This is a genomic window from Rossellomorea sp. NRS-1567 (assembly GCF_050467885.1).
Taxonomy (GTDB): domain Bacteria; phylum Bacillota; class Bacilli; order Bacillales; family Bacillaceae_B; genus Rossellomorea; species Rossellomorea aquimaris_C.
The window spans coordinates 106,836-130,229 of record NZ_JBITPL010000019.1; the positions used below are offsets into that span (position 1 = coordinate 106,836).

At 43.9% G+C, this 23,394-nt stretch carries 24 protein-coding genes; 12 read left to right on the forward strand and 12 right to left on the reverse strand.

Annotated elements, in window-relative coordinates:
• Nucleotides 1–5: 5 nt before the first annotated feature.
• The 5 genes from ACIFOD_RS15590 to ACIFOD_RS15610 all read left to right on the forward strand — a co-directional run bounded on the left by ACIFOD_RS15590 (nucleotide 6) and on the right by ACIFOD_RS15610 (nucleotide 5,820).
• Nucleotides 6–920, forward strand: coding sequence for a BadF/BadG/BcrA/BcrD ATPase family protein (locus ACIFOD_RS15590; RefSeq protein ID WP_430315380.1), 915 nt, complete (start codon nucleotides 6–8; stop codon nucleotides 918–920).
• On the forward strand, nucleotides 913–2,073 hold the full coding sequence (gene anmK / locus ACIFOD_RS15595; protein ID WP_430315381.1) for an anhydro-N-acetylmuramic acid kinase AnmK: 1,161 nt from the start codon (nucleotides 913–915) through the stop codon (nucleotides 2,071–2,073). Before ACIFOD_RS15590 ends, anmK begins: the two co-directional genes overlap by 8 nt.
• 19 nt (nucleotides 2,074–2,092) lie before the next feature.
• Complete coding sequence (gene murQ / locus ACIFOD_RS15600; RefSeq protein WP_430315382.1) at nucleotides 2,093–2,992, forward strand: N-acetylmuramic acid 6-phosphate etherase; 900 nt, start codon at nucleotides 2,093–2,095, stop codon at nucleotides 2,990–2,992.
• Between the two features lie 99 nt (nucleotides 2,993–3,091).
• Nucleotides 3,092–4,504, forward strand: coding sequence for a glycolate oxidase subunit GlcD (gene glcD, locus ACIFOD_RS15605; RefSeq protein ID WP_430315383.1), 1,413 nt, complete (start codon nucleotides 3,092–3,094; stop codon nucleotides 4,502–4,504).
• Nucleotides 4,501–5,820, forward strand: a complete 1,320-nt coding sequence (locus ACIFOD_RS15610; RefSeq protein ID WP_430315384.1) for a (Fe-S)-binding protein — start codon at nucleotides 4,501–4,503, stop codon at nucleotides 5,818–5,820. Before glcD ends, ACIFOD_RS15610 begins: the two co-directional genes overlap by 4 nt.
• A gap of 91 nt (nucleotides 5,821–5,911) precedes the next feature.
• On the opposite strand, the gene ACIFOD_RS15615 is transcribed toward ACIFOD_RS15610, so the two are convergent.
• The 3 genes from ACIFOD_RS15615 to bioD form a co-directional block, all read right to left on the reverse strand.
• Nucleotides 5,912–6,070 (reverse strand): hypothetical protein, encoded by a 159-nt coding sequence (locus ACIFOD_RS15615; protein WP_430315385.1) that lies wholly within the window; start codon nucleotides 6,068–6,070, stop codon nucleotides 5,912–5,914.
• A 284-nt stretch (nucleotides 6,071–6,354) separates the two neighbouring features.
• Nucleotides 6,355–7,764 carry an adenosylmethionine--8-amino-7-oxononanoate transaminase gene (gene bioA, locus ACIFOD_RS15620; protein WP_430315386.1) on the reverse strand — a complete coding sequence of 470 codons (1,410 nt, stop codon included), beginning with the start codon at nucleotides 7,762–7,764 and terminating at the stop codon, nucleotides 6,355–6,357.
• Complete coding sequence (gene bioD / locus ACIFOD_RS15625; protein ID WP_430315387.1) at nucleotides 7,691–8,416, reverse strand: dethiobiotin synthase; 726 nt, start codon at nucleotides 8,414–8,416, stop codon at nucleotides 7,691–7,693. Before bioD ends, bioA begins: the two co-directional genes overlap by 74 nt.
• Before the next feature lie 89 nt (nucleotides 8,417–8,505).
• On the opposite strand from bioD, the gene ACIFOD_RS15630 reads away from it, so the two are divergent.
• Nucleotides 8,506–9,084, forward strand: coding sequence for a biotin transporter BioY (locus ACIFOD_RS15630; protein ID WP_430315388.1), 579 nt, complete (start codon nucleotides 8,506–8,508; stop codon nucleotides 9,082–9,084).
• A 133-nt stretch (nucleotides 9,085–9,217) separates the two neighbouring features.
• Here ACIFOD_RS15630 and ACIFOD_RS15635 read toward each other — a convergent pair whose 3' ends face one another.
• From ACIFOD_RS15635 to ACIFOD_RS15645, 3 genes are all read right to left on the reverse strand, one after another.
• A complete protein-coding gene (locus ACIFOD_RS15635; RefSeq protein WP_430315389.1) occupies nucleotides 9,218–10,135 on the reverse strand; it encodes a ketopantoate reductase family protein in 918 nt (305 codons plus the stop codon).
• Between the two features lie 125 nt (nucleotides 10,136–10,260).
• Nucleotides 10,261–10,866: a methyltransferase gene (locus ACIFOD_RS15640; RefSeq protein ID WP_430315390.1), complete on the reverse strand. Its 606-nt coding sequence runs from the start codon at nucleotides 10,864–10,866 to the stop codon at nucleotides 10,261–10,263.
• A 60-nt stretch (nucleotides 10,867–10,926) separates the two neighbouring features.
• Nucleotides 10,927–11,484: a GNAT family N-acetyltransferase gene (locus tag ACIFOD_RS15645; protein ID WP_430315391.1), complete on the reverse strand. Its 558-nt coding sequence runs from the start codon at nucleotides 11,482–11,484 to the stop codon at nucleotides 10,927–10,929.
• A gap of 231 nt (nucleotides 11,485–11,715) precedes the next feature.
• Here ACIFOD_RS15645 and ACIFOD_RS15650 point away from each other — a divergent pair, with 231 nt between their 5' ends.
• Together ACIFOD_RS15650 and ACIFOD_RS15655 are read left to right on the forward strand one after the other, a co-directional pair.
• Nucleotides 11,716–12,675, forward strand: coding sequence for a sodium:calcium antiporter (locus ACIFOD_RS15650; protein ID WP_430315392.1), 960 nt, complete (start codon nucleotides 11,716–11,718; stop codon nucleotides 12,673–12,675).
• A gap of 186 nt (nucleotides 12,676–12,861) precedes the next feature.
• The gene (locus ACIFOD_RS15655) at nucleotides 12,862–13,536 is read left to right on the forward strand and encodes an NAD(P)H-dependent oxidoreductase (RefSeq protein ID WP_430315393.1); all 675 of its coding nucleotides are present in this window, start codon (nucleotides 12,862–12,864) and stop codon (nucleotides 13,534–13,536) included.
• 50 nt (nucleotides 13,537–13,586) lie between these two features.
• On the opposite strand, the gene ACIFOD_RS15660 is transcribed toward ACIFOD_RS15655, so the two are convergent.
• From ACIFOD_RS15660 to ACIFOD_RS15680, 5 genes are all read right to left on the reverse strand, one after another.
• Nucleotides 13,587–14,834, reverse strand: coding sequence for an ATP-binding protein (locus tag ACIFOD_RS15660; RefSeq protein ID WP_430315394.1), 1,248 nt, complete (start codon nucleotides 14,832–14,834; stop codon nucleotides 13,587–13,589).
• Nucleotides 14,835–14,872: 38 nt separating this feature from the next.
• On the reverse strand, nucleotides 14,873–15,442 hold the full coding sequence (locus tag ACIFOD_RS15665; protein WP_430315395.1) for a helix-turn-helix domain-containing protein: 570 nt from the start codon (nucleotides 15,440–15,442) through the stop codon (nucleotides 14,873–14,875).
• A gap of 218 nt (nucleotides 15,443–15,660) precedes the next feature.
• Nucleotides 15,661–16,722, reverse strand: a complete 1,062-nt coding sequence (locus tag ACIFOD_RS15670; RefSeq protein ID WP_430315396.1) for a C45 family autoproteolytic acyltransferase/hydolase — start codon at nucleotides 16,720–16,722, stop codon at nucleotides 15,661–15,663.
• Between the two features lie 295 nt (nucleotides 16,723–17,017).
• Nucleotides 17,018–17,617 carry an ATP-dependent Clp endopeptidase proteolytic subunit ClpP gene (clpP, locus tag ACIFOD_RS15675; protein ID WP_397552505.1) on the reverse strand — a complete coding sequence of 200 codons (600 nt, stop codon included), beginning with the start codon at nucleotides 17,615–17,617 and terminating at the stop codon, nucleotides 17,018–17,020.
• Nucleotides 17,618–17,620: 3 nt separating this feature from the next.
• On the reverse strand, nucleotides 17,621–18,307 hold the full coding sequence (locus ACIFOD_RS15680) for a sigma factor-like helix-turn-helix DNA-binding protein (protein ID WP_430315397.1): 687 nt from the start codon (nucleotides 18,305–18,307) through the stop codon (nucleotides 17,621–17,623).
• Between the two features lie 184 nt (nucleotides 18,308–18,491).
• Between ACIFOD_RS15680 and ACIFOD_RS15685 the strand changes: the two genes are divergently transcribed.
• From ACIFOD_RS15685 to ACIFOD_RS15700, 4 genes are all read left to right on the forward strand, one after another.
• Nucleotides 18,492–19,160: a response regulator transcription factor gene (locus tag ACIFOD_RS15685; protein WP_430315398.1), complete on the forward strand. Its 669-nt coding sequence runs from the start codon at nucleotides 18,492–18,494 to the stop codon at nucleotides 19,158–19,160.
• The gene (locus ACIFOD_RS15690) at nucleotides 19,161–20,531 is read left to right on the forward strand and encodes a sensor histidine kinase (RefSeq protein ID WP_430315399.1); all 1,371 of its coding nucleotides are present in this window, start codon (nucleotides 19,161–19,163) and stop codon (nucleotides 20,529–20,531) included.
• A gap of 93 nt (nucleotides 20,532–20,624) precedes the next feature.
• Nucleotides 20,625–21,635, forward strand: a complete 1,011-nt coding sequence (locus ACIFOD_RS15695; protein WP_430315400.1) for an ABC transporter permease — start codon at nucleotides 20,625–20,627, stop codon at nucleotides 21,633–21,635.
• A gap of 1 nt (nucleotide 21,636) precedes the next feature.
• Nucleotides 21,637–22,290: an ABC transporter ATP-binding protein gene (locus ACIFOD_RS15700; RefSeq protein ID WP_430315401.1), complete on the forward strand. Its 654-nt coding sequence runs from the start codon at nucleotides 21,637–21,639 to the stop codon at nucleotides 22,288–22,290.
• 43 nt (nucleotides 22,291–22,333) lie between these two features.
• Here the strand turns inward: ACIFOD_RS15700 and ACIFOD_RS15705 are convergent, their stop codons facing one another.
• Complete coding sequence (locus ACIFOD_RS15705; RefSeq protein WP_430315402.1) at nucleotides 22,334–23,356, reverse strand: hypothetical protein; 1,023 nt, start codon at nucleotides 23,354–23,356, stop codon at nucleotides 22,334–22,336.
• Nucleotides 23,357–23,394 lie beyond the last annotated feature (38 nt).

A 23,394-nucleotide genomic window follows, 5' to 3' on the forward strand; every position in this document is an offset into this window, starting at 1 on the left:
TTTAGATGACTAGAGTAATAGGAATCGATGCAGGCGGGACGAAAATACAAGGACTCGTTCTTGATTTAGAGAAGAACATCCTGTTTCAAAGCTTATCCGGACACGGTAATCCCACTGTTTCCTTTGAAGAGGCATTAACCAATCTCTCATCCGTTATTCAACAATGCTTGGATCACACTTCTTCTGAAGAGGTGTCTCATATTGTGATCGGGATGGCAGGTGCCGAGTCCGGTAATCTGGCTCATCGAATCAAGACGGAGTTACAAAGGATGACTTCCCTGCCTATTATCCTTTTGAATGATGCCACCCTCGCCTATTTCAGTTTAATCGGGAATCAGAACGGTGTGATGACCATTGCGGGAACGGGCTCGATTTGTTATGGACGAAATGGGAAACAGGAAGGAACAACCGGCGGCTGGGGACATCTTCTTGGTGACGAAGGCAGTGCTTATCATATTGCAATTGAAGCCTGTAAACAGATTTCCATGGAGATGGATTCCGGTAAACCACTTTCCCCTCTCTCACGTGACATATTAAACGAAATCGGTGCTAGTGATGGGAAGGGTTTAAAAGGGTTTATCTATTCTTCTGCCAAAGGTGAAATTGCAAAGCTTGCGAAAGTCGTTCACAAGCAAGCTGAGGATGGTAATGACTCTGCCATTCTTTTACTTAAATTAGCCGGTGAACAGCTTGCCCGACAGACGATTTCCTTATTGGAGAAACTACAGATCGGTACGAAACCGGTTATCGCCTTAAAAGGAAGTGTCCTTGAACATAATGTGGTGGTGCAATCCGTTTTTAAAGAAAGAATTTCAGAGCGTTTTCCAAACGCATCCTATATCGTCGACTCAACCTCCCCTGCCACCGGGGCAGTCGATGTGACAAAAGCCATCAGGGAAGGAAGGTTGTCAAATGAGTAAACGTTTAGCTGTCGGGTTAATGTCCGGTACGTCTGTGGATGGGGTGGATGCTGCCCTTGTTTCAATTGAAGGCAGCGGCACGGATACAAAAGTGGAGCTCGCCCATTATTCAACGGCTCCCTTTCCTCCAAAGGTAAAGAAGAAAATCTTTGAAGTGATGAGTGTAACAGAATCGTCCACTCCCCTCCTTTCCAGCTTGCATTTTGAGCTTGGAGACGTTTATGCCGATGCAGTTTTGAAGGTATGTAGGGAGGCTGGCGTTTCAATAGAGGAGTTAGACTTTATCGGATCTCACGGGCAAACGGTTTATCACCAGCCCTTTCGTACGGAAGATTCGGTTCCTTCCACTTTGCAAATCGGTGAGCCGAGCGTGATTGCGTACCGTACAAACACTAGAGTCGTCTCCAATTTCCGATCCATGGATATGGCTGCCGGCGGTGAAGGGGCACCACTTGTACCTTATACTGAATTCCTTCTCTATCGGAAAAAAGACCAGGGAAGACTTCTTCAGAATATCGGCGGTATCGGGAATGTGACCGTACTTCCTAAAGATTGCGCTCTTCACGAAGTATTCGCGTTTGATACCGGTCCCGGAAATATGGTCATAGATGGATTATGCGAGCGACTATTCGGTCTATCTTTTGATGAGAATGGAGCGATTGCTGAGAAAGGAACGGTCCACACAGACATCGCACAGAAATGGATGGAATGGGAGAAGGATTTCTTCCTTAATGATCCTCCAAAGTCAACGGGTCGTGAGCTGTTTGGTGAAGTATTCGTGAATCGGATCCTTAAAGAGTTTGGTGATCTTCCGAAAGAAGACCTGATTGCGACTTCAACCTACTTTACAGCTCTGACGATTGAGGATGCCTATGAGAATTTCGTTCTTCCTGAACATTCGATAAATGAAGTGATCATCAGCGGCGGAGGAAGCTATAATGGGACGCTTCTCCGTATGATGAGAGAGCTTCTTCCAGAGTTGAAAATTCTTATTCAGGAAGATATCGGTTATTCTTCCGATGCGAAAGAAGCGATTGCCTTTGCCCTATTAGCAAACGAAACGCTGCATGGCAATCCAAGCAACGTACCAGGAGCAACAGGGGCAAGTAAGTCTGTCATATTAGGCACGATCACACCATGTCCCATAAAATGAAAGGCAGGTAACAGTACAAATGGACCTTCATAAGATCCTGACCGAAACAAGAAATCCTAATACATTGAACATAGATACAATTAGCACGGAGAAGATTTTAGAAAAAATAAACGGAGAAGATCAAACCGTTGCATACGCCGTGGAAAAAACCATCCCAGTTGTTTCACGTGTGGTCGATTCCATCGTTGCAGGTTTAGAAAATGGCGGTCGTCTTCTTTATGTAGGTGCAGGAACAAGCGGACGTCTGGGCATCCTTGACGCATCAGAGTGCCCGCCTACCTTTAGTACAGACCCCGGCCAGGTGATCGGGATCATCGCAGGTGGTGAAAGAGCCATCCAGTTTCCCTTAGAAGGCGCAGAGGATGATGAAGAAGGCGGCCGCAACGAAATCGCCAGCCATGATGTCGGTTCAAATGATGTCGTCGTTGGTATTGCCGCAAGCGGACGTACGCCTTATACAATCGGAGCCTTAAAGGAAGCAAAATCAAGAGGTGCTGTAACGGCGTCTGTTGTATGCTCACCTCAATCCCCGATGTGCGAAGTGGCCGATCACTCGATCGTCGCAGAAGTCGGTCCGGAAGTCGTCACAGGCTCGACGCGCATGAAAGCCGGAACAGCCCAAAAACTGATCCTGAATATGCTCACAACCGCATCCATGATTAAACTTGGTAAAGTATACAGCAATCTCATGGTCGACGTGATGCCTTCAAACGCAAAACTGAAAGTCAGAGCGCGCAACATCATCATGGAAGCAGCGGACGTCACCAAACAAGAAGCAACCGAAGCCCTTGAAACATACGGCAGCGTCAAACCTGCCATCCTATCGCTTCTGACGGGCCTTGAAGAAAAAGAAGTCTACAACCTTCTCACCCTTCACAAAGGCCACCTGCGCTCAGCCATCAAAGCCGCAATTAAATAACCTTTTAGGAGGGACGGACCTTGACCGATCGTCAGGTATCGTCTCTTTACTCTTTTTATACCAGATTTGAAAAACATGTTAAAAAAGGTGGAATTTAGAATGATCACTCCTGATATCAAAAAACGGTTCATCGAAATCGTTGGCGAAGAAAATTACAGGGATTCTCCCGCAGAAAAGCTTGTCTATTCCTATGACGCAACTCCTAATTACCAGTCCATGCCTGACGGGGTCATCGTTCCCCGCTCGACAGAGGAAGTATCAGAAGTCGTGAAAATCTGCAATGAGCATCACATTCCCATCGTCCCAAGGGGATCCGGAACGAACCTCTGCGCAGGCACCTGCCCTACTGAAGGCGGCCTTGTTCTCTTATTCACCCATATGAACAAGATTCTGAAGGTGGATGAAGAGAATCTAACAGTTACCGCCCAACCTGGTGTTGTGACCCTGGATCTCATTCATACTGTTGAAGCAAAGGGGCTTTTCTATCCTCCTGATCCGAGTTCCATGAAAATATCAACGATCGGTGGGAACATCAATGAGAACTCCGGTGGTTTGAGAGGGCTGAAATATGGCGTAACCCGAGATTATGTTCTGGCATTGGAAGCCGTCCTCCCCAATGGAGACATCATCCGTACCGGGGGGAAACTCGCGAAAGACGTAGCTGGCTATGATTTGACCCGTCTTTTTGTAGGATCTGAAGGAACACTATGCGTCATCACCGAAGCGACGTTAAAATTGGTTCCCATGCCTGAAACAAAGCAGACGATGCTCGCCCTATATCAGGATATTGAAGCAGCGGCCCAAAGTGTTTCCAGTATCATAGCCAATCGCATCATTCCGACTACTCTTGAATTTTTAGATCAGCCTACACTTGAGGTGGTCGAGGATTTCGCCAAAATCGGGTTGCCAACCGATGTAAAAGCGGTGCTCTTGATCGAACAGGATGGTCCTCCTGAAGTGGTTGCCCGTGATATGAAACGAATGGAAGAAGTGTGTTCACAGAACCACGCTCTATCAGTTCAATTAGCCAAAACAGAAATAGAAGCAGATGCCCTTCGTACCGCCCGCCGTTCTGCCCTATCGGCACTCGCCCGTCTCAAACCGACGACGATATTAGAGGACGCGACAGTTCCCCGATCGGAAATCGCCAAGATGGTGAAAGCAATCAATGATATCGCTGAACGCTATGAGTTGAAGATTTGTACCTTTGGACATGCCGGGGACGGAAATCTTCACCCGACGGTTGCGACTGACGCCAGGGACCATGATGAAATGGAGCGCGTCGAAGCGGCATTCGAAGAAATCTTTGCTCATGCCATCGAATTGGGCGGCACCATCACCGGAGAACATGGTGTCGGTATGATGAAAGCCCCTTATCTCGAATGGAAACTGGGACCTGAAGGCATTGGGGCCATGAAAATGATCAAACAATCATTCGATCCGAACAACATAATGAATCCGAATAAAGTATTCGCGAAAGAATCAAGAAAACGTGTGGTGATTTCAAGATGACAACCCTTCTAGAAAAACAAAAGATACAGCAGGAATTCAAAGACCGCATGGATGAAGATGAACTATTGAATTGTATGAGATGCGGCTTCTGTCTCCCTTCCTGCCCTACGTATATTGAGTCAGGATTTAAGGAATCCCACTCTCCCCGAGGTCGGATCGCATTAATGAAGGCGGTGGTGGATGGTGTCATCGAACCCGACGAAGAAGTCGAACGAACATTGGATTTATGTTTAGGGTGTAGAGCCTGTGAACCCGTTTGTCCATCCGGTGTGAATTACGGTCACCTTTTAGAAGAGGCACGCGATATCATCAATCAAAATAAAAAACACTCCCTTCCTGTACGGGTGCTTAGAAAAACCGTTTTTGAAGGATTATTCCCGCACCCTGACAGAATGAGAATGGTCACGAACCTTCTTGGAATCTACCAACGCTCAGGGTTGCAGAAAGCGGTCCATACGACGGGGGTTATGAAACTATTTCCGGAAAGCATGGCGACAATGGAACGCGTACTTCCTCAAGTTCCAAAGCTGAAAGACATGAAGGGGCGCCCAACGTCTCTTTCCTCGATTGGTGACGTTCGTAAAAAAGTCGCTTTCTTCTCTGGCTGTTTAATGGATACGATGTTTCTGGAAACAAATAATGCCACTACGAAACTATTGCAGCTGGCAGGCTGTGACATCGTGATTCCAAAGACGCAAACCTGTTGCGGAGCCTTGCATGGTCATAGCGGTGAAAAGGACTTGGCAAAGGATTTGGCAAAGCGAAACATTGAGGCATTTGAAGCGGATGGGGTCGATTACATCATCACCAATGCCGGGGGATGCGGAGCCTTTCTCGTCGATTATGATCACTTACTGAAAGATGATCCCGATTGGAAAGATCGTGCGGTTCAATTTAAAAATAAAATCAAAGACATTTCGTCCATTCTTGTAGAATTAGAGTTTCATAAAAAGAAATTGAACGTTCCCTCTCAACGAATCACGTATCAGGATTCGTGTCACTTGCGAAACGTGCAGCGTACATTTGTGGAACCAAGGCTCCTCCTTCAATCAGTGGAAGGTGCTGATTACGTTGAGATGAAGCAAGCCGATCACTGCTGTGGGTCAGCCGGAATCTACAATATCATTGAATCCGAAATGTCCATGAAGATCCTCGATCACAAAATGGACAACGTCGAACAAACCCAGGCAACCACCATCATCACATCAAACCCGGGCTGCCTCCTCCAAATGAAACTCGGCATCGAACGAGAAGGCCTATCCAACAAAATGCGTGCAATCCACATCATAGACTTTTTATTGGAAGCAATTCAGTGAGAGGGACGGACCTCTTCATTTACTCAAGTCCCGTTAAATCAACGTTTGGGTTTCGGGTGGGGTGATTGGAGGTCCGTCCCTCCTTTTTTTTTCACTTTTTCATTTTGAAAAATGAAAAGTAGACGAGGAAGGATAGGATGATACCATAGGCAGCTAATAGAGTGAGGGCATTAGTGGCGTTTGATGTAAGCCAGATAGATATGGCAGCGATGAGGACTAATGGTGCGCTCATCCAGATTGTTTTGTTCATTTTTGGACCTCCTTTTGATGCAAAGTGATGGATATTGATATATACGTTTGGGCGGGGGAATGGTTTCCTTTTTTGTAGTTGAGAGGTGGTTATTTTGGTGTGTACCTGGTACAATTCAGGGGTTTTGTACCAGGTACATTCGCGCTTTTTTGCACCCCTTACAAATCACATCATTTTGACTGTTGAATTCCATCAATAGTTCTCCTGTTAATTTCCAGCGTTTTTTCACCTTGTAATTACCACCATTTACACAAAAAAAGACGAACCCCATCCAAGGTCCGTCCCTAAACCCCAATTGCTTCCTTCGTTGTGATTTCTATAGCTTCTTCCATAATCCGTACCATTTTCTCAAGCTCTTCTTCGGTTGTGGCGAGTGGCGGCATGAAGACGATGGTGTCTCCGATCGGCCGGGTCAGCATACCAAGTTCACGCATCTTGATGGTGGTACGGTAGCCGACTCTGTCTTCCCATAGGAACGGCTTTTTACTGGCTTTATCCTGTACCAACTCAATGCCGCATATCATCCCAAGCTGTCTAACGCTGCTTACATGGGGATGATCCTTTAATGGAGCTAACAAGGATTCTATGATTCTCACTTTCTCTTGAACTTTCTCAATCAGATTTTCTCTTTCATAGATTTCCAGATTCGCCAATGCCGCAGCACAACCAAGCTGATTTCCTGTATAGGAATGACCGTGGAAGAAGGTTTTCAGAGATGTGTAATCATCATAGAAAGCTTCATAGATTTCTTCAGTGGTAAGGGTTGCGGCAATCGGGAGGTATCCACCTGTGATTCCTTTTGCCACTGTCATGATGTCAGGCTGGACTTGTTCGTGCTCGATAGCGAACATTTTTCCTGTGCGGCCGAAGCCTGTTGCCACTTCATCGACAATCAGAAGCACCTCATATTTTCTACAAAGCTTTTCCACCCCTTTAAAGTAGCCCTTTGGCATAATATTCATACCTCCAGCACCCTGTATCAACGACTCCACTGTCATCCCGGCAATCTCATGATGATGCTCTTTCAAAATCCCTTCCAGTTCCTCTAGTGCACGATCTCGAATCTCTTCTTCATCCTCTAAATCCGGATGATGTACTACATCAGGGAACGGAGCAACGAGTGATTCAAACATAAGAGATTTGTAGACTCTATGAAAAATGTCCACCTTCCCTACGCTGATCGCACCGACCGTATCACCGTGATACGCATTTTGAAGAGTGATAAACTTCTGCTTTTCCGGCTTCCCTTTATTTTGCCAATATTGATAGGCCATTTTAATGGCAATTTCAACTGAGGTTGCACCGCTGTCTGAGTAGAAGACTCTCGCTAAGCTCTCAGGGGAAAGTTCAACCAGCTTCTCGGCTAACATAATTGATGGAACATTGGTGGCACCGAGCAAAGTAGAATGTGCGATTTTATCAAGCTGATCCTTAATCGCTTGATTAATTTCCTCATTGCGATGGCCATGAACATTTAGCCAAAGAGAAGAATATCCATCTAGATATTGGTTGCCGTAGATGTCCCGCAGATAAACCCCTTCCCCGCTTTCAATCACTAACGGGTGCTCATCATAATCCTTCATCTGTGTAAACGGAAGCCACATATACTGACTGCTTTTTTCAATAAGCTGCTGTTGATTCACTCTGTACATCCTCCTCTGACTCTTCAAGTTTCCAATTCTTAAATAACTCATGTACATCGACTTTTTCAAAAGAATCCTGCGTTCTGTATGGCAGTACACCGATTACCTTGACACCGGTTAATTTTTCGATCATTCGTTTGTTGTCCCGCTCGATCTCCGGCATTTCATCTATGGATGTCTGATTCAGGATGATACCTGCGATTTCAATACTTCGTTGTTTCAAAGCCATCACAGACAAGACCGTATGATTAATGGTGCCAAGTCCAGCTCGCGTGACCAGAATGACAGGCAGTGTCACTCGTTCGATTAAATCAAGAATGGTTTCTTCTTCGTTTAACGGGACAATCAGTCCTCCCGCTCCTTCAATCAGTAAAAGTTCGTGAATGCCTTGTAATTTCTCCACTTTTTCTAAAATTGGCTTCAATTCAATCGAAACACCGTCTAATGCAGCTGCCAGATGAGGAGAGCTTGACGTTTTTAATACATATGTATTCGCATCTTTTCCAAAAGAACGATTAGTGACCTCTTCATAAAATTCAGTATCGGGAGCTACCAGTCTATCTTTTTTCAAAACAGCCCCACTTTGCACGGGCTTATAGGGGAATGCATCAACGCCCTTTTCCAAGAAGTACTTTGTTAACAATCCAGTGGTTATCGTTTTGCCGATATCCGTATCTGTGCCGGTAATGAAAAACCCTTTCATATTTCCCCTCCTTTTTATGTTAACCTTATTTACAAATAGGTTAACATTTAAGATAATATCAATCATACCACAGTTTTGAGGAGGAGAAAATGATAATGGGAAAAACTAGAGAAATGGTCTTATGTGGTCTTTTTGCTGCCTTAATGGCGGTAGGAGCCAATGTGTCTCCGTTTTTAATGATTGGAGGAGTTCCGGTCACCCTTCAGTTGATGTTTGCCATCATTGCCGGAGGAATGCTTGGAAGCCGGGTGGGAGCGAAGGCGATGACGGTTTATTTAGCTCTGGGATTGGTAGGGGCACCTGTGTTTGCACAATTTAAAGGAGGACCGTCAAGTTTACTCAGTCCTACCTTTGGATTTATTCTATCCTTTATCGCGGTTGCTTTCGCCGTGGGAATGGTTCTGGAAAAAAAGCGAACACTTGGAGGATATTTCACTGCAGGAATTCTGGCCTTATTGTTAAATTACATAATCGGAACGAATTTCATGTATCTTGCCCTAACACTTTGGGCGGAAGCACCTGGCGAATTCAGTTACACGGTTGCCTGGGGATGGATGGTTGCGTATCTGCCACTGGACGTAGTAGTCACGGCTGTTTCCATGGTGGTTCTTCAGCGATTATATAAGGTGGTACCGTCGAGGAATATGAGTCCTTCTTTTCATAAATAAAGGGATGGTGCAGCGAATTTGTATAGAACGGCAGCTGAGTGATTGGATTCAGCTGCCAATTCCCCATAAAACCAACTCCACTCCACAAAAAAACACCCGACACCCTAAAACAGGCATCAGATGTCTATCATCTTTATTTACTCGCTGTCTCATAAATCTTCAAATTCCCATAAATCAAACGCAACTCTCTTGCTTCAATCCCCTGTGCTTCAGCAGCCTTCAATAAATATCCGTATAAATGATCCGCTTCCACGGAGAGATTTTTTTCCATATCCCGCTGTAAGGATGACTTCATGCTATAACCCATTTGATTGATCTTATCGTATTGAGCTTCTTCTATCTTTTCAGCAAGTGGTGCTTTCAAGCTTCTCATAATCGCTGCGGCTTCATAAAGGACTCCTTTGATCATATCCGCACCCTCTGCTATTTCCCGAATCGGGCCAATCGGTGCACGGTACAGGGATGTGACACCTGAAAGAGTGGTGATAAATAAATATTTATGCCACATTTCCTGCTCGATGGTGTCGGATAATCGGAAGTTTGCCTTCGTTCCTGAGAATGCCTCTTCAAGCTTTACGATTCTTTCGGTTTTTTCACCGCTTCTCTCCCCAAAAACAAGGTCATGTATGGGACTTGATTGAATGACCTTCCCTGTTTCGTTAAGCGTTGACTCGACAAAGCATAAACCGCCTATCACTCTTTCTTCCCCAAATGCTTCTATAAGATCGTCGACGTGAGACATTCCGTTTAAAAGTGGCAGTATCATCGTATTTTTACCTACAAAGGAGTGAATGCTCTCGATTGCTCCCTTGAGATGATAGGCCTTGGTTGAAAGGATAATGGCGTCAAAAGGCTCTGCTTTCTCAACTGATTTCAGCGTTTTCGGCTCGCAGTGAAAATCACCATGTACACTGTCAATTTGCAATCCATGCTCTTTCAGCTGCTTCTCTCTTCGCTCACGGACGAGAAACGTAACATCCTCACCCTTTTCTACCAATCTACCACCGAAATAGCCCCCAACGGCACCCGCACCAACAACTAGTATTCTCATTCCATCCGCCTCCTTTTCCTTTTCACATGCCATGTCACTATTCTCCGATATGAAAGCGGATAAATCAAAAATATTGGCTTTGCAGAAAAAAAGGTGCCCCCAAAGATAGTCAGGGGACACCACATTCAATACATCAACCCGTACACCAAAAATCGCTCATACTCATTCTTTTCATAATCCCCTGACAAGTTCACTTCTTTCCGCAAGACAAAAAGGGGGTGATTTTCTAAATAATGCACATAATCATCCGAGCTATAGTACAATACGATCTCGATATCACGTGGTGATTGTTCCACTGAAAAGAGGATGTTATTGATGATCCTCATGAAAATCTTAACGGAAAACGGATTAAAAAAGTAAAATCGGTTATCCTTTGGATGGATCGTATACTCTTCTGCCAGGCAGTGATAAAAGTAGAGACTATCACTGGCTTTCGCCTTTTTTAAATAGCTTTCCCGGTTCGCCACGGCTTCTTTATAAAACTCTTCATTCATTTCAATGCCAACTACGGTGGCTTGAAATAGATGGTGTATAAAGAAATTCAATCGCCCTTTTCCACATCCGAAATCAACTACGCGATCGCTGCCATTCAATCTATAATGTCGGAATAATTCATCCAGTGCTTGATACGGAGTCGGCTCGTACCGATGATAATGAAAAGACCGATGAAACCCCATCTGCAACTCACTCGTACGAACACCTAATAATTCATCATAATACTCTTCCTTCATACATACTCCTTTTTGAAGGTCCGTCCCTCATGCCGATTCATGAGGGACGGACCTCCAAGTTTAGTAGAGGTAACCAAGCATGTCCAGCTGGCCGCTTGACCATTTTTTGGTACCTATTTGTTTGATCATGAGTTCGTTTATGGTTTCGGTGCCGATGCCCCGGGTGGTCTGGTTTTGGTCGTTGATTTTCATCCAGGTGCATTGGTTGGACACCGATTGGAAGCCATTTTTCTCATATAAGGATGGATCATCGGCAAATAAGAGAAGGAAATCGATGTTACGGCCATCACAGAACCTTTCCACTTCGAAGAGAAGCTGTGATCCGATTCCCAGGGAGCGACTACTTTTTGAAACGCACAAATCGATAATCCCCAATACATTTATAGGCTCACCTTTCAAATTCATAACTCGGTAATCCACCCCAACATGCCCCACTAAACGTTGATCTTCGTTATAAACGAGATACCTGAAATGAGGAATCTGCTTAAAGTAGATTCTATCATCAGGATAGTCATCTCCAAAACATTCACATAATAACTTTTGTATTTCAACTCTCATTTTTCCGTTGATATCATAATCAACGATTTGTTTCACTTGATATTCCCTTTCCACTTTCACACGTTCGCCCCCTCATAAATAAATATAAGCACTTTCATTGACAAACCTTCACAATCCTAATACATTAATAATAACAAGGGGAGTAGCGACCGGTATACGGCTGGTGAATCATCATCCCGGTATGAAAATACCTGGTTCATCAGGCTTTAGCTCATTCTTCAGCACGCAAGACCTTGGTACAAAATTTTGTGCCGGGGTCTTTTTGGTGTGCGCTGGCTTGGAGGAGATTATATGGTTTACATTGTTTTTTTAGTCGCGGCAGCCGTCGTGGTTGTGGCCGCTATTTACCTGAATCAGTTCGGAGATGTCATCAGTAAGAAGTCTTCATTAAGTGGGGCTGTCGTAGGTACATTCCTCATTGCAGGAGCGACGTCACTCCCTGAATTAACAACGAGCTTAACGGCGGTTTATATCGATAACCCTGATATCGCCGTAGGAAACATGCTCGGTAGTAATGTGTTCAATCTTTTTATCCTGGCAGTGGTCGACCTTATTTATCGTAAAAAGAGATTGTTCCAAAAGGTGAACAGAAAGGCGAATATTCCTTCTGCCCTATTTGGATTCCTGTTTCTGATGATCATCATTTTCGCCCTTTTCATGCCGGGTTCCATTGAATTTTTTGGCGTTGGGCTTGAGATGTTCATCATCATTATCCTATACTTCGTTGCGATGAAATTCGTTTCCAGCGATGATACTGAAGGAGAATCCGTACCTACAAAGGATTATTCCCTCAAAACAGCCGTCATCGGTTTTATCATTGCTGCACTGGTCGTATTTGCATCAGGAAGTGTGTTATCGATTGCCGGTGACCAATTGGCAAAGGCAACGGGCATGAACGCAAGCTTTGTCGGAAGCTTTCTCATTGCTGCTTCGACTTCCCTTCCCGAGCTCGTGACGGTTCTTGCCGCTTTTAAACTGGCGAACTACAATATGGCGATCGGCTCTATTCTCGGAAGCAACCTGTTTAACATACAACTGCTCGTCCTGACCGATGTCCTTTACCGAAAAGGCGCCATCCTTGAAGCAGTCGACACTTCCCATATCTTTATCGCGGGATTGGGATTATTGATGACACTCGTCATCGTCTACTTGCTTCTTCGCCCGACAAACGTGATGAACAAGTGGAGATATATGGCACCATCCTTTATTATAACCGTTTTATATATTGTCGTATCGTATGTATTATTCTAGACATTCAAAAGGCGTGCCTCGGCACGCCTTTACTCTTTTACAGGCTTAAAAATGGGACTCGCCTTATGTTTCATTTTCCCCCAAATTCCAATCAAAATAGAGTTGTTCAGGCACATCACATGATTCACCACTTCACTTATGATAAATTAAACATGATTGAATCAATGGATAAGGAGTGAATGTTCAATGGCTAATAAAGAACAACTAAAGCAAGACATTTTAGATGCTTACCATTTCAGACATGCAACAAAGGAATTCGATCCAAACAAGAAAGTGTCCGATGACGATTTCCGATTCATCATGGAAACAGGGCGCATGTCACCAAGCTCATTTGGATTCGAACCTTGGAGATTCGTCGTGATTCAAAACCCTGAACTGAAAGAAAAGATCAAGAACACGGCTTGGGGAGCATACGGAAAACTGCCTGAAGCCAGTCATTTCGTCGTGATCCTGGCTAGAACGAAAAAAGATACGAAGTACGATTCACAATACTTACAGGACCATTTTAAAAACGTGAAAAACCTGCCTGAAGATCATATGTCAAAATACTTGGAAAAAATCGAGCAGTTCCAAAAGGTTGATTTCGATTTATTGGAAGGCGATCGTCCCCTATACGACTGGGCCGGGAAACAAACCTATTTAGCACTTGGAAATATGATGACATCAGCCGCTCAAATCGGAGTCGACTCGTGTCCGATCGAAGGCTTTGACATCGAAAAGATGAATACGCTTTTAGATGAGGAAGGTTTATTGGAGGAAGGCCGTTTCAGCATTTCCGTCATGGTGGCATTCGGATACCGGGTAAAGGATCCAGCACCGAAAACGCGTCGACCTTATGAGGATATCGTGAAGTTTGTTTAATGAAAAGAAAAGGAATCCGGCTTACCTGCCCGGATTCCTTTTCTTCACATTTATCCTGCCTCTATCTTTAAAGATTTTTGCAATTCTATATAAACCGTCGTGCCTCTATTCAATTCACTTTTCACTTGAATATTCCCCTTCATCGAATGAACAATAATGTTTGCCGCCATGACCCCTAATCCAGTTCCTTCGTTCTTCGTCGTAAAAAACGGTTCTCCAAATCGTTGGATTTGCTCCTTTGTCATCCCGAACCCTGTATCAGTTATGGCAATAACCAGGTTTTCGTCCTCCAACATTTCTACGGAAAGTACACCGCCTTGTGGCATGGATTCTATGGCATTTTTCATAATATTTCCGATACATTTCCGAAAACTATGGGATTGACCGTCTACATAAATATCATCAATGAGATGAAAACTAAATGACACGTGTTGAGCCGATGGCTTTACCATCTCTATCAAGTCTACAATGGAATGTTTTACATTGATACGTTCTATTTTGTCCGGTGTTGAGTTGGTAAAGGTCAGATAGTCTTCAATGACGTGAGTAGCTTGATCAATCCCTTTCAAAGATAAATCAATGAACTGCTTTTGCATTTTTTCATCTTTTTCTTCTCGCATCAGCTGTAGGAATCCTTTGGAGGAAGTTAAAGGGTTTCGCACCTCATGGGAAATACTCGCCGCTAATTGACTTACAACTTGAAGTTTTTCATGTTGAGACAATGTTCTTCTCATCATCATTAGCTTCCGTATCATTTCAGCAATCATGACGGAGATAATGGTTGCAGCTAAAGGAATGAGAACAAGGTATATGTATTCATTCCTCGAGATTTCAGCTTCATAAACATATCCAAATACGAGATTGAATACAGTCATGCTAAAACAGATCACTACGGTAAAAAGCATTTTCACTTTTTTCTTAGCACGTAGAAACCCCTTGGAAAACGCTACCAAAATTAATAACGTAATAAAATAATTCAGAATGACAAGATGGATAAGTCCACTACCGATGAACATATATCGCAATAAAATAATGACGATCATTGATACAAAAGAAACAAGTGGCCCAAAGTATAAACTCGCTAAGAAAAAAGGGATCCTTCTTAAATCTACGTAAACGCCGGCCGTAAGCTCATGACTAAACAACACACATAGTAAAATCGTAATGGTTGAGAGAAAGATGACGATACCTTTAGAAGGGGTCTTCTTTGTGAAATCATAATACAGCGCAAAGGCTAATAGCCCTACTATAATAAATAAAAAGTTTAATAATAAGCTCGTTAAAACAGAATCGATCAAATGAACACCCCCTAACTCATATCTATCAAAACTATCTTTCAGGAGTGAATTTTTTGACTACAGTTCGTTCCATTTTCCTTTAGCAACTGAGTGGAGGCAGAGCTTCCGCCGATCAATTCACCTTTCTCATTAAATAATGGATGGCAGGTAACATCATACTCTTGAATACTGCCTGATTGAGGAAAGGCAATCTTTTTTCTAATCGATTTACATTGTTTGATAACCTCTTGTTTCATTCTCGTTAACTCTCTGGTCCCATCATTATCAACCAACTCTACATCCTTTCTGCCAATTACGAAAATAGGATCAAAATCTGGATGGGGATTAAAAATCCATGTGTATCTAAGCTCTAAGTCAAAATGGGCAACAACCATGGGGGAATCTTGCAGGGCAAAATAAAACGGACTAACTTCTAATTCGAAAATGGAAACATGAAAATTCAGTAAATCGGCCAAATCTTCCGCAAGCTTCCTACTTGGTACTCTCACACCATTTTCAATCTTTGAATAATAGGATCTGTCGATGTGAACTAGATGTGCAATCTCTTCTTGGCTATATCCTTTGATTTTTCTTAATCTTTCAAGCCAATTTCTTTTCTGCTGACTCACTCGCATCCCTCCTGTAAAGCAACCTTTCTAGTTCTATTATACTGATTCTAATTTCAAAAACTATGTGACTATTTTGTCACTATTGCAAAAATACGTAAAACCGACTAAAAGGCCCATAATTAAGGAAAAATCAGAAAATATTTTCTAGTAAAATGGAAGAATACCCTCAGCACTCTTTCTATCAAAAAAAGAACCTTGGGAATACTCCCGAGGTTCTACTAATATTTACTAAACCAATCCGCTCCCTCATCCATGTGAACAAAGGGAATATCCGTATTCACTTCTCCGGTTATTCTTTCAAGGGCTGCATCTTCCCCCTCAAGCCACTGGGCAAAATCAAAGACAACCGGTTCCCGATCTCCCCCCAGGGCAAACCATGCTTTCATTTCTTTCGGAAAATAAGCCGATGTATGGATGGTGCCGGCCCAGCTTCCGTATAAATCGGAGAAAACGCCTTTATCCGTGTCGTTCATTAAGCGGAAAGCTTCATGGGCATCTGTAGTCTGCTTATCTTGAATGATACTCAATCGGCGTTTCGAATCGACCAGATGATTTCGATTTTCATGGGTCATCACTTCAAAATGATTCGTACATGCATTGGACTGCCGAACTTCTACCCCACGTGGTGATGTTTCTACAATAAATGTTTCTCCACTTTTATCGTACACTACATAACTAAACGAATGACGATGTGGAATTTCTTTTAACATCTCAACGGCTTCCGATACATCTCCGCAAGATTCCAGAATCAATCGTCCAATCATACAGCAAATGAAGCCATCACCTGGATTTTTCCGATGCATGAAGTTATATCCGATCGCCAATCCTTTTTCATTCATGCCATCCATTCGTCCCGTCACCCGCTGACTCGGTCCGATGATACTATATCCCCCGTCCGTCGGCTGGTAAAACGTATACCTTCCCTCATACGTCTTCGGATGATAATCATAATTCCGGATCAAATAATTTTCACCTGTCATAATCGAGCAGCCCGACTTCGCATATTCAACACGGTATCCGCCAAACTCCTGCAGCACCTTCTCCATCGGCCACCCGAGCGCTTCCTGTAATCCTATAATCTCATCCCATACACCAGGAGCAAATCTCATGATCGCCTGCTTCGCTTCCTCCATGTTAATCGAGAAACGGGGCTTTCTTACCTTCCACTGATTCTCACGATTTCTCACTGTGATCGAATCCTTTATCTTTTCCCCCTGCATATAGCCAAAATCGTAATGAGATCCACGGAATTGAATCACATCGCTATGTATTGTTTTCATGATTGTCCCTCTTTTTTGTCAGACTGTTTTCTCTAAGGATAATAGATAGGAAGGGAAAAATAAAGAATCGGAATCCTGGTAAGTCTGCCTTTCAACTTGTGAAAATAACATACTCCTAAATAAGTGGGAAATGCCACACACGTTACCTGGATAATGACAAATCGGTTAGGGTTTGGTTTGTACCTGGTACAATCACCCTCGAATGTACCAGGTACGACTATAGCCCCATGTGTCTGGCATCGCCCACCTCCCATAAACACAAAAAGGAACGGTCACAATAACCGCCCCTCTTCCATCACTTCTTCTCAATAATCTCATCGATAATCCCATATTCCTTCGCCTCATAGGCACTCATGAAATAATCACGATCGGTATCAAGGGCAACTTTATCAACAGGCTGGCCGGTTTTTTCAGCAATGATTTCGTTGATGTGCTGTCTTAGCTTCAGGATCCGTTTCGCTGAAATCTCCAGGTCTGTCGCCTGCCCACGGGCGCCGCCTAATGGCTGGTGGATCATGATTTCGCTGTTTGGCAAGGCAAATCGTTTTCCTTTTGTGCCTGCAAGCAGCAGCATTGCGCCGAATGATGCCGCCATTCCGGTGCAGATCGTCCGAACATCGGGACTTATATAGTTCATCGTATCAAAGATGGCAAACCCTGCTGAAGTGGAGCCACCCGGGCTATTGATATATAAGGAAATGTCTTTCTCCGGATCGTCTGCAGCAAGGAATAACAATTGGGCGACAATGCTGTTTGCCATCTGGTCATTCACTTCATCACTCACCATGATGATCCGATCTTTTAACAATCGCGAGTAAATATCGTAGGATCGTTCCCCTTTGCTTGACTGTTCAATGACATAAGGTATGGTATTCATCCTTACTTCCTCCTTCATTCTTTATGCAGCTAGTGAGAGGACGCTTGAAGGAGATCCAGACGTTCGTACAAATCGGCCTTGGGCAGGAGCGTGTGCAAGCAGGATTGGAATGTATGCCAAAAGGAGACCGGGATCCTGTGCCATTAGGCTGCGGTATAAAATCGCGTTCAACTCTTCCTGAAGAGCTTCATTCCAGTAAGTTTGAATGCCGCTCCCTCCTTCATCATCGGAGAATTTTTTCAGCTTTTCCCTCGATCGATTCAGCAAGGCTTTCACAGCGCTTTCCGTCATCCCCAGAATATCTGCCACTTCAGAAATCTTGTATTGAAACGCTTCTTTTAAAACAAAGGTGACTAACTGTTTGGGGGTCATCTTTCTCGAAAGCTTCTCCATGGTTTCAAGACTGATCCCCTCTTTCGGAATGGCTTCAGCCTTCACTTCCGGGACACTGCCAATCGATTCCTTACTCTGCTTGCGGACTTTATCCACCCATAGATGATAAGCGATTTTATTGAGTAACGATGACCTCCACTGTTGAGCAGGGTACTGACTAAGTGCCTTACAGATGGACTCTTGAGCCAAGTCTTCACCGTCCCATTTGCTCTTCGTCAGAAAATAGCAGTATCGATAGAGCTTGGGAACAAGCTCTTCCATGATTTCATCATTTTGTTGTCGTTCATTCTTATTTAAGCCAGACCTCGTTTGCATCGTCCTCACTCCTTTGAATCCTCTCATGCTTATAACGGATGAATAGGTGAAAAAGATATGGGTGAAAGATATTTTTATCTATATTATATCCAACAGTACTGGAATCGGTAATAAAGTGGTTTATGCAGCGTGAGTTGTGCTAAAGTTGATTCATAAAAACAGGTGACGGAAAAGAGGATTAGCTATGATATCAATACTTGCCGTGGATGATGATCCCCATTTACGTAAGCTTATACGTGTTCATTTGGAGCAGAATGGCTACTTGGTTACCGAAGCACAAGACGGGGAAGCAGCATCTGTCATTCTTGAAGCACAGTCGATCGATCTGGCGATTGTCGATTTGATGATGCCGAATAAGGATGGTTTTCAATTGGCGAAGGAAATCAGGGAGGACCACGATATCCCGATTATTATTTTGACCGCCAAGGACAGCCTGGTGGATAAAGCAAAAGGCTATGAAGCCGGGACCGATGATTATATGGTCAAGCCCTTTGAAAAAGAAGAGCTTCTCTTTCGTGTACAAGCGATCCTGAGGAGATTTCATCGTGCCGCGTCACAGAAAATCCGTCTCAATGATATGATCCTTGATAAACGGTCGTACGAAGTGAAGGACGGATCAAAAACAATCATTCTTCCTCTTAAGGAATTTGAATTATTATATTATTTAGCAAGCTTCCCTAACAGAACCTTTTCACGTGAAGAAATCATTCAACAAGTATGGGGAATGGATTTTGAAGGGGATGACCGGACGATTGATGTCCATATTAAAAGGCTGCGTGAACGGTTCCGCCATTCCGATGATTTCTTGATTAGTACTGTTCGTGGAGTCGGCTATAAATTGGAGGTGACCTGAATGCGCTCACTTTATATCAGGATCGTCGTCGTCACCCTTCTTATCATGATGACGAGCAGTGTCATTGCTTTCATCGGTTCGAATCTTTACTATCAGCATATTTTAAAGCCTGCCAATGATGAAAAAAATACTGAAATCGCGAAAGACATCGTTGATTTATATAATGCTTCTTCCATGGATGCATCTGCTTTTCTTCATCAAACGGCGAAGCTCAGCTATCAATTTTATGTGACCGACGGTGAAGCTTCCGGAACATTCTACGGAGAGGACTTCCGTGATCGGAGCCTTTCTCCAGAAATTGTAGAAAGCGTTGTGAACGGCTCCACTTACCATGGTATTGCGAATTATCCCTCTACCACATTTGTGACTGGATTCTTCTCAAACGAATTAACCAACAGCATTGGTGTTCCGATTGAAATTGAAGGAAAACCCCATGCCCTGTTCATGAGACCGAATGTGAAACAACAGTTTAATGAAATTCATATTCTCCTATCTGTCCTGCTTCTTTTTACGATACTACTCAGCATGCTGATCGTGTTCTTCAGTACCCGCTATCTTGTGAAACCGATTCGGGAATTGACGAATGCCACGAAGAAAATTGCCGGTGGTGAGTATTCGGTTCAATTGAATGAAAGCCGCAAGGACGAAATCGGCACCCTTGCCCGGTCCTTTACAACCATGAGCCGGCAGCTGATGCAGGTGGAGAATATGCGACAGGAGTTCGTTTCCAATGTATCACATGAAATCCAAACGCCTCTATCCTCCATGAAAGGCTATGCCAATCTGCTTCTCTCCCCTTCCCTGTCAGAAGAGGATCGGGAACTTTATTTAAAGGTGATAGAATCAGAAAGCACCCGGCTGTCGAAGCTGAGTAAGCAGCTGCTGACCCTCGCTTCTCTCGATAAGGATAATGGATTGATTCAACATGAACCCATTAACATGACTCAATTGCTCCATGGGCTCATGAAACAAACACGATGGCTATGGGAAAGAAAAGACCTCGCTGTGTCCATCGAAGCCGATGATGTGACATATAACGGTCACGAAGAGCTTCTCTATCAGGCATTTGAGAACCTGTTAGCCAATAGCATCAAATACACTCCCCCTGGGGGCGAAATCAACCTGTTCCTTCAAAAACATCACAGGGGTTTCAGATTTATTATTCAAGACAGCGGAATCGGAATTTCTCCTGAACACCAGGTAAAGATATTTGAACGATTTTACAAAGCGGATACTTCACGGAGTAAAGAAAAGGATAGCAGCGGCCTTGGCCTTTCCATTGTCAAAAAAATCATCACCCTGCACCATGGTGAAATCCATGTTGAGAGCTTGATCAATAAAGGAACCACCTTTACGGTGACTCTTCCTTAATCCCTTGTTCATCTTCCGTTCATACTTCCCTTTTATCATGAAGGAGAAGTAATGAAAGGGAAGGTGATTTTTTTGTTTCTGGCATGGAAAGAAATGCGTTATGCGAAGCTGAAGTTTTTATTAATTATTAGCATTATCACCTTAATCACAAGTCTGGTCTTATCAATCTCAGGACTTGCCAATGGATTATCGGTGGATAACGCTTCTGCTATAAAGAATATGCCGGCTGACACCTATGTGGTGGAAGCGGGCGACACGCATCAGCTTGAACGATCACAGTTAACAGAACAAGATATTTCTTCTATAAAAGGGGGATCCCCTCTTGGTCTGAAAATGGTAGAGATCTATCAGGGAGGCAAGACCGTGAATGTAAGCCTATTTGCCGCTGACCCCGATAGTGCTTTTATGCCGATGACAACAGGTAACCCGAAGCTTTCACCCTACGAAGTCCTTGCTGATCCAGGACTGAAGGAAGAAGGATTCCAGATTGGGGATTCATTCACCTACAACGACAAAAACTGGATGATCAAGGGATTTACTGAAAAACGATTCAGCTACGGGCACACGCCGGCTATTTTTACCTCTTTAGAAACATGGGAGGATCTTTTTGGAGTCACCTACCAAGCCCTATTATTTACGAATGTAGAAACGATCGACACGCCTTCAGAACTGGATATCGCGTCTAAAGAAGAGATTCTATCAAATGTGCCCGGCTACTCTGCAGAGCAAGGCTCACTGAATATGATGGTGATCTTTCTGCTCATCATATCAGCGATTGTCCTAGCCACTTTCTTCTATGTCATGACCCTGCAAAAGCTTCACCAATACGGTGTTCTAAAAGCGATCGGGACAAAAGCAGGCATTCTTCTCCGTGCACTATTCGCGCAAATTTCCATCCTTACCATCTCAGGGATCGTTGCAGGGAATGTCGTTACCTATGGACTTACTTTAGTGATTCCAGCAGGTGTACCTTTTGAATTGTCGGTCACCATGATTGTATTTAACAGTGCATTAATTCTTCTGATGGCGTGGATCGGTTCCCTTTTATCCTTTAGAAACATTGTGACTGTGGATCCATTACAAGCAATCGGGAGTGTGAAATAAGATGACAGCCATTTTAGAGTTAAATGATGTGAGCAAAACATATGAACAGGGAAGTGAGACACTGACGGTTTTGGACCATGTGTCCATGAGGGTGAATCCAGGAGAGTTCGGTGCCATATTAGGACCTTCCGGATCGGGAAAAAGTACGCTCCTTTCCATCATAGGAGCCTTAACCCGTCCATCTGGTGGTGAAGTGAAAATGAACGGGCGAAACGTCCACGATCTAAACGAAAAAGAACAAACATCCCTTCGCCTCAAAGAAATCGGCTTTATCTTTCAACACTCAAACCTGGTTCCTTTTTTAACGGTGGAAGAGCAATTAGTGTTTGTAGGAAAGCTGAATAAACAGGGGGACAGACTCCGGAAACGAGCAGGGGAATTATTATCCCATCTCGGATTGGAAGAACGCTGCTCCCATTATCCTGAACAGCTTTCAGGTGGCGAACAGCAACGGGTTGCCATCGCCCGTGCCCTTATGAACGAACCGAGATTGATTCTTGCAGATGAACCCACTGCAAGTCTGGATCAAGCACGCGGAAAGTCCGTGGTGGAACTTCTCGCCAGGGAAACGAAGGAAAGAAATATCGCCACCATCATGGTGACACATGATGAAACGATGATCAGGGATTGTGATTGGGTGTACCGGATGACGTGATCGATGCGGAGTGCCTGGCTTTATTAAAAGTCAGGCACTTTTTTCATGAATTTCTTACCTCAAACAATTCCTTCAACCTCTCCGGCTCATCCACCCTTAGAGCAATCTCAGAGACCCTTTGCTTTCTCCCCATAAACATGGTTGCTTCCACTGGTTCTTTCAAAGATAAAACGACTTGTGGATGAATCTCTTCAAAGTCTTTATGCATGAAAACGAGTGCTTCTTTGCCCGGCTCTTTTCCCCATTCAATTTTTTCAATTTGATTAAGGGGGAAGTCTGTTCGTTGCATCAATCCTTGCGTCACATAAAGATGACCATTTTTCACTTCCAGTGGATGAAGTCTGGTAATCTGAATTTCAGCTATAAACAATAGAACGGTATAAACGTTCAGAATCAAGAGAATGAAAGACAGAATCGGAAGCTTGGAATGAAGCCACCAGTGGATACCGATCGTCTCGATCACGACGGCATGGATGAGCATGATGTTCATGGCAACGGCACTGGTCTTATGATGCATCGTTACAGCCCCGGCATGGACAGGCGGTTTGCGGCGCCAGCACAATAGGGCATAGTAAACCATTAACACTTCTGAGGAAAGGATCCGGATCAGAATGTGACTGGTCACTTTCTTCTCTACAGCCGGCAGGAAAGAAAAGATCGGTCCTACTCCAGATGATTTCATGGCAGATCGAATTTCGGGAAATTTTCGTACAGCGAGGAAGATAAGCCCCAACTCTGCTGCCAGGAATAATACTTCTACTCCTATCCCGGAATATAGAAGGATAGTGAACGGTTCAAATAATTCCTCAGGAATGATGAATCTAGCTAACACAAGGCCGAATACCATCAATCCAACGACTTGTTTCTTCGACAGTTTAAATGCGGCATAGGCCAGGGCCGGGGATACAATCATTAAATCCAGCAGAGATCCTATGACTACTCCCCTCTCCAATTCTATTGATAGAAATCGTTGAACTATCGGTTGGTACAATAAAAGATTACTAAGGAGAACGACACCTAACAGGGCGATCGCCCATTTGGCTAATTTCGTTTTGCGCAGTACCATAAAAACCCCTCTCCCTACAATAAATTCCATATACTTAC

Coding starts and splice junctions, on each gene's coding strand:
- ACIFOD_RS15615 (WP_430315385.1), bottom strand. CDS start 6,070: ATGAACAAAACAATCTGGATGAGCGCACCATTAGTCCTCATCGCTGCC.
- bioA (WP_430315386.1), bottom strand. CDS start 7,764: ATGAGTTATTTAAGAATTGGAAACTTGAAGAGTCAGAGGAGGATGTAC.
- anmK (WP_430315381.1), top strand. CDS start 913: ATGAGTAAACGTTTAGCTGTCGGGTTAATGTCCGGTACGTCTGTGGAT.
- ACIFOD_RS15640 (WP_430315390.1), bottom strand. CDS start 10,866: ATGAAGGAAGAGTATTATGATGAATTATTAGGTGTTCGTACGAGTGAG.
- ACIFOD_RS15610 (WP_430315384.1), top strand. CDS start 4,501: ATGACAACCCTTCTAGAAAAACAAAAGATACAGCAGGAATTCAAAGAC.
- ACIFOD_RS15680 (WP_430315397.1), bottom strand. CDS start 18,307: ATGCAAACGAGGTCTGGCTTAAATAAGAATGAACGACAACAAAATGAT.
- ACIFOD_RS15690 (WP_430315399.1), top strand. CDS start 19,161: ATGCGCTCACTTTATATCAGGATCGTCGTCGTCACCCTTCTTATCATG.
- ACIFOD_RS15695 (WP_430315400.1), top strand. CDS start 20,625: ATGCGTTATGCGAAGCTGAAGTTTTTATTAATTATTAGCATTATCACC.
- ACIFOD_RS15630 (WP_430315388.1), top strand. CDS start 8,506: ATGATAATGGGAAAAACTAGAGAAATGGTCTTATGTGGTCTTTTTGCT.
- ACIFOD_RS15635 (WP_430315389.1), bottom strand. CDS start 10,135: ATGAGAATACTAGTTGTTGGTGCGGGTGCCGTTGGGGGCTATTTCGGT.
- bioD (WP_430315387.1), bottom strand. CDS start 8,416: ATGAAAGGGTTTTTCATTACCGGCACAGATACGGATATCGGCAAAACG.
- ACIFOD_RS15700 (WP_430315401.1), top strand. CDS start 21,637: ATGACAGCCATTTTAGAGTTAAATGATGTGAGCAAAACATATGAACAG.
- glcD (WP_430315383.1), top strand. CDS start 3,092: ATGATCACTCCTGATATCAAAAAACGGTTCATCGAAATCGTTGGCGAA.
- ACIFOD_RS15685 (WP_430315398.1), top strand. CDS start 18,492: ATGATATCAATACTTGCCGTGGATGATGATCCCCATTTACGTAAGCTT.
- ACIFOD_RS15705 (WP_430315402.1), bottom strand. CDS start 23,356: ATGGTACTGCGCAAAACGAAATTAGCCAAATGGGCGATCGCCCTGTTA.
- clpP (WP_397552505.1), bottom strand. CDS start 17,617: ATGAAGGAGGAAGTAAGGATGAATACCATACCTTATGTCATTGAACAG.
- ACIFOD_RS15590 (WP_430315380.1), top strand. CDS start 6: ATGACTAGAGTAATAGGAATCGATGCAGGCGGGACGAAAATACAAGGA.
- ACIFOD_RS15650 (WP_430315392.1), top strand. CDS start 11,716: ATGGTTTACATTGTTTTTTTAGTCGCGGCAGCCGTCGTGGTTGTGGCC.
- ACIFOD_RS15670 (WP_430315396.1), bottom strand. CDS start 16,722: ATGAAAACAATACATAGCGATGTGATTCAATTCCGTGGATCTCATTAC.
- ACIFOD_RS15655 (WP_430315393.1), top strand. CDS start 12,862: ATGGCTAATAAAGAACAACTAAAGCAAGACATTTTAGATGCTTACCAT.
- murQ (WP_430315382.1), top strand. CDS start 2,093: ATGGACCTTCATAAGATCCTGACCGAAACAAGAAATCCTAATACATTG.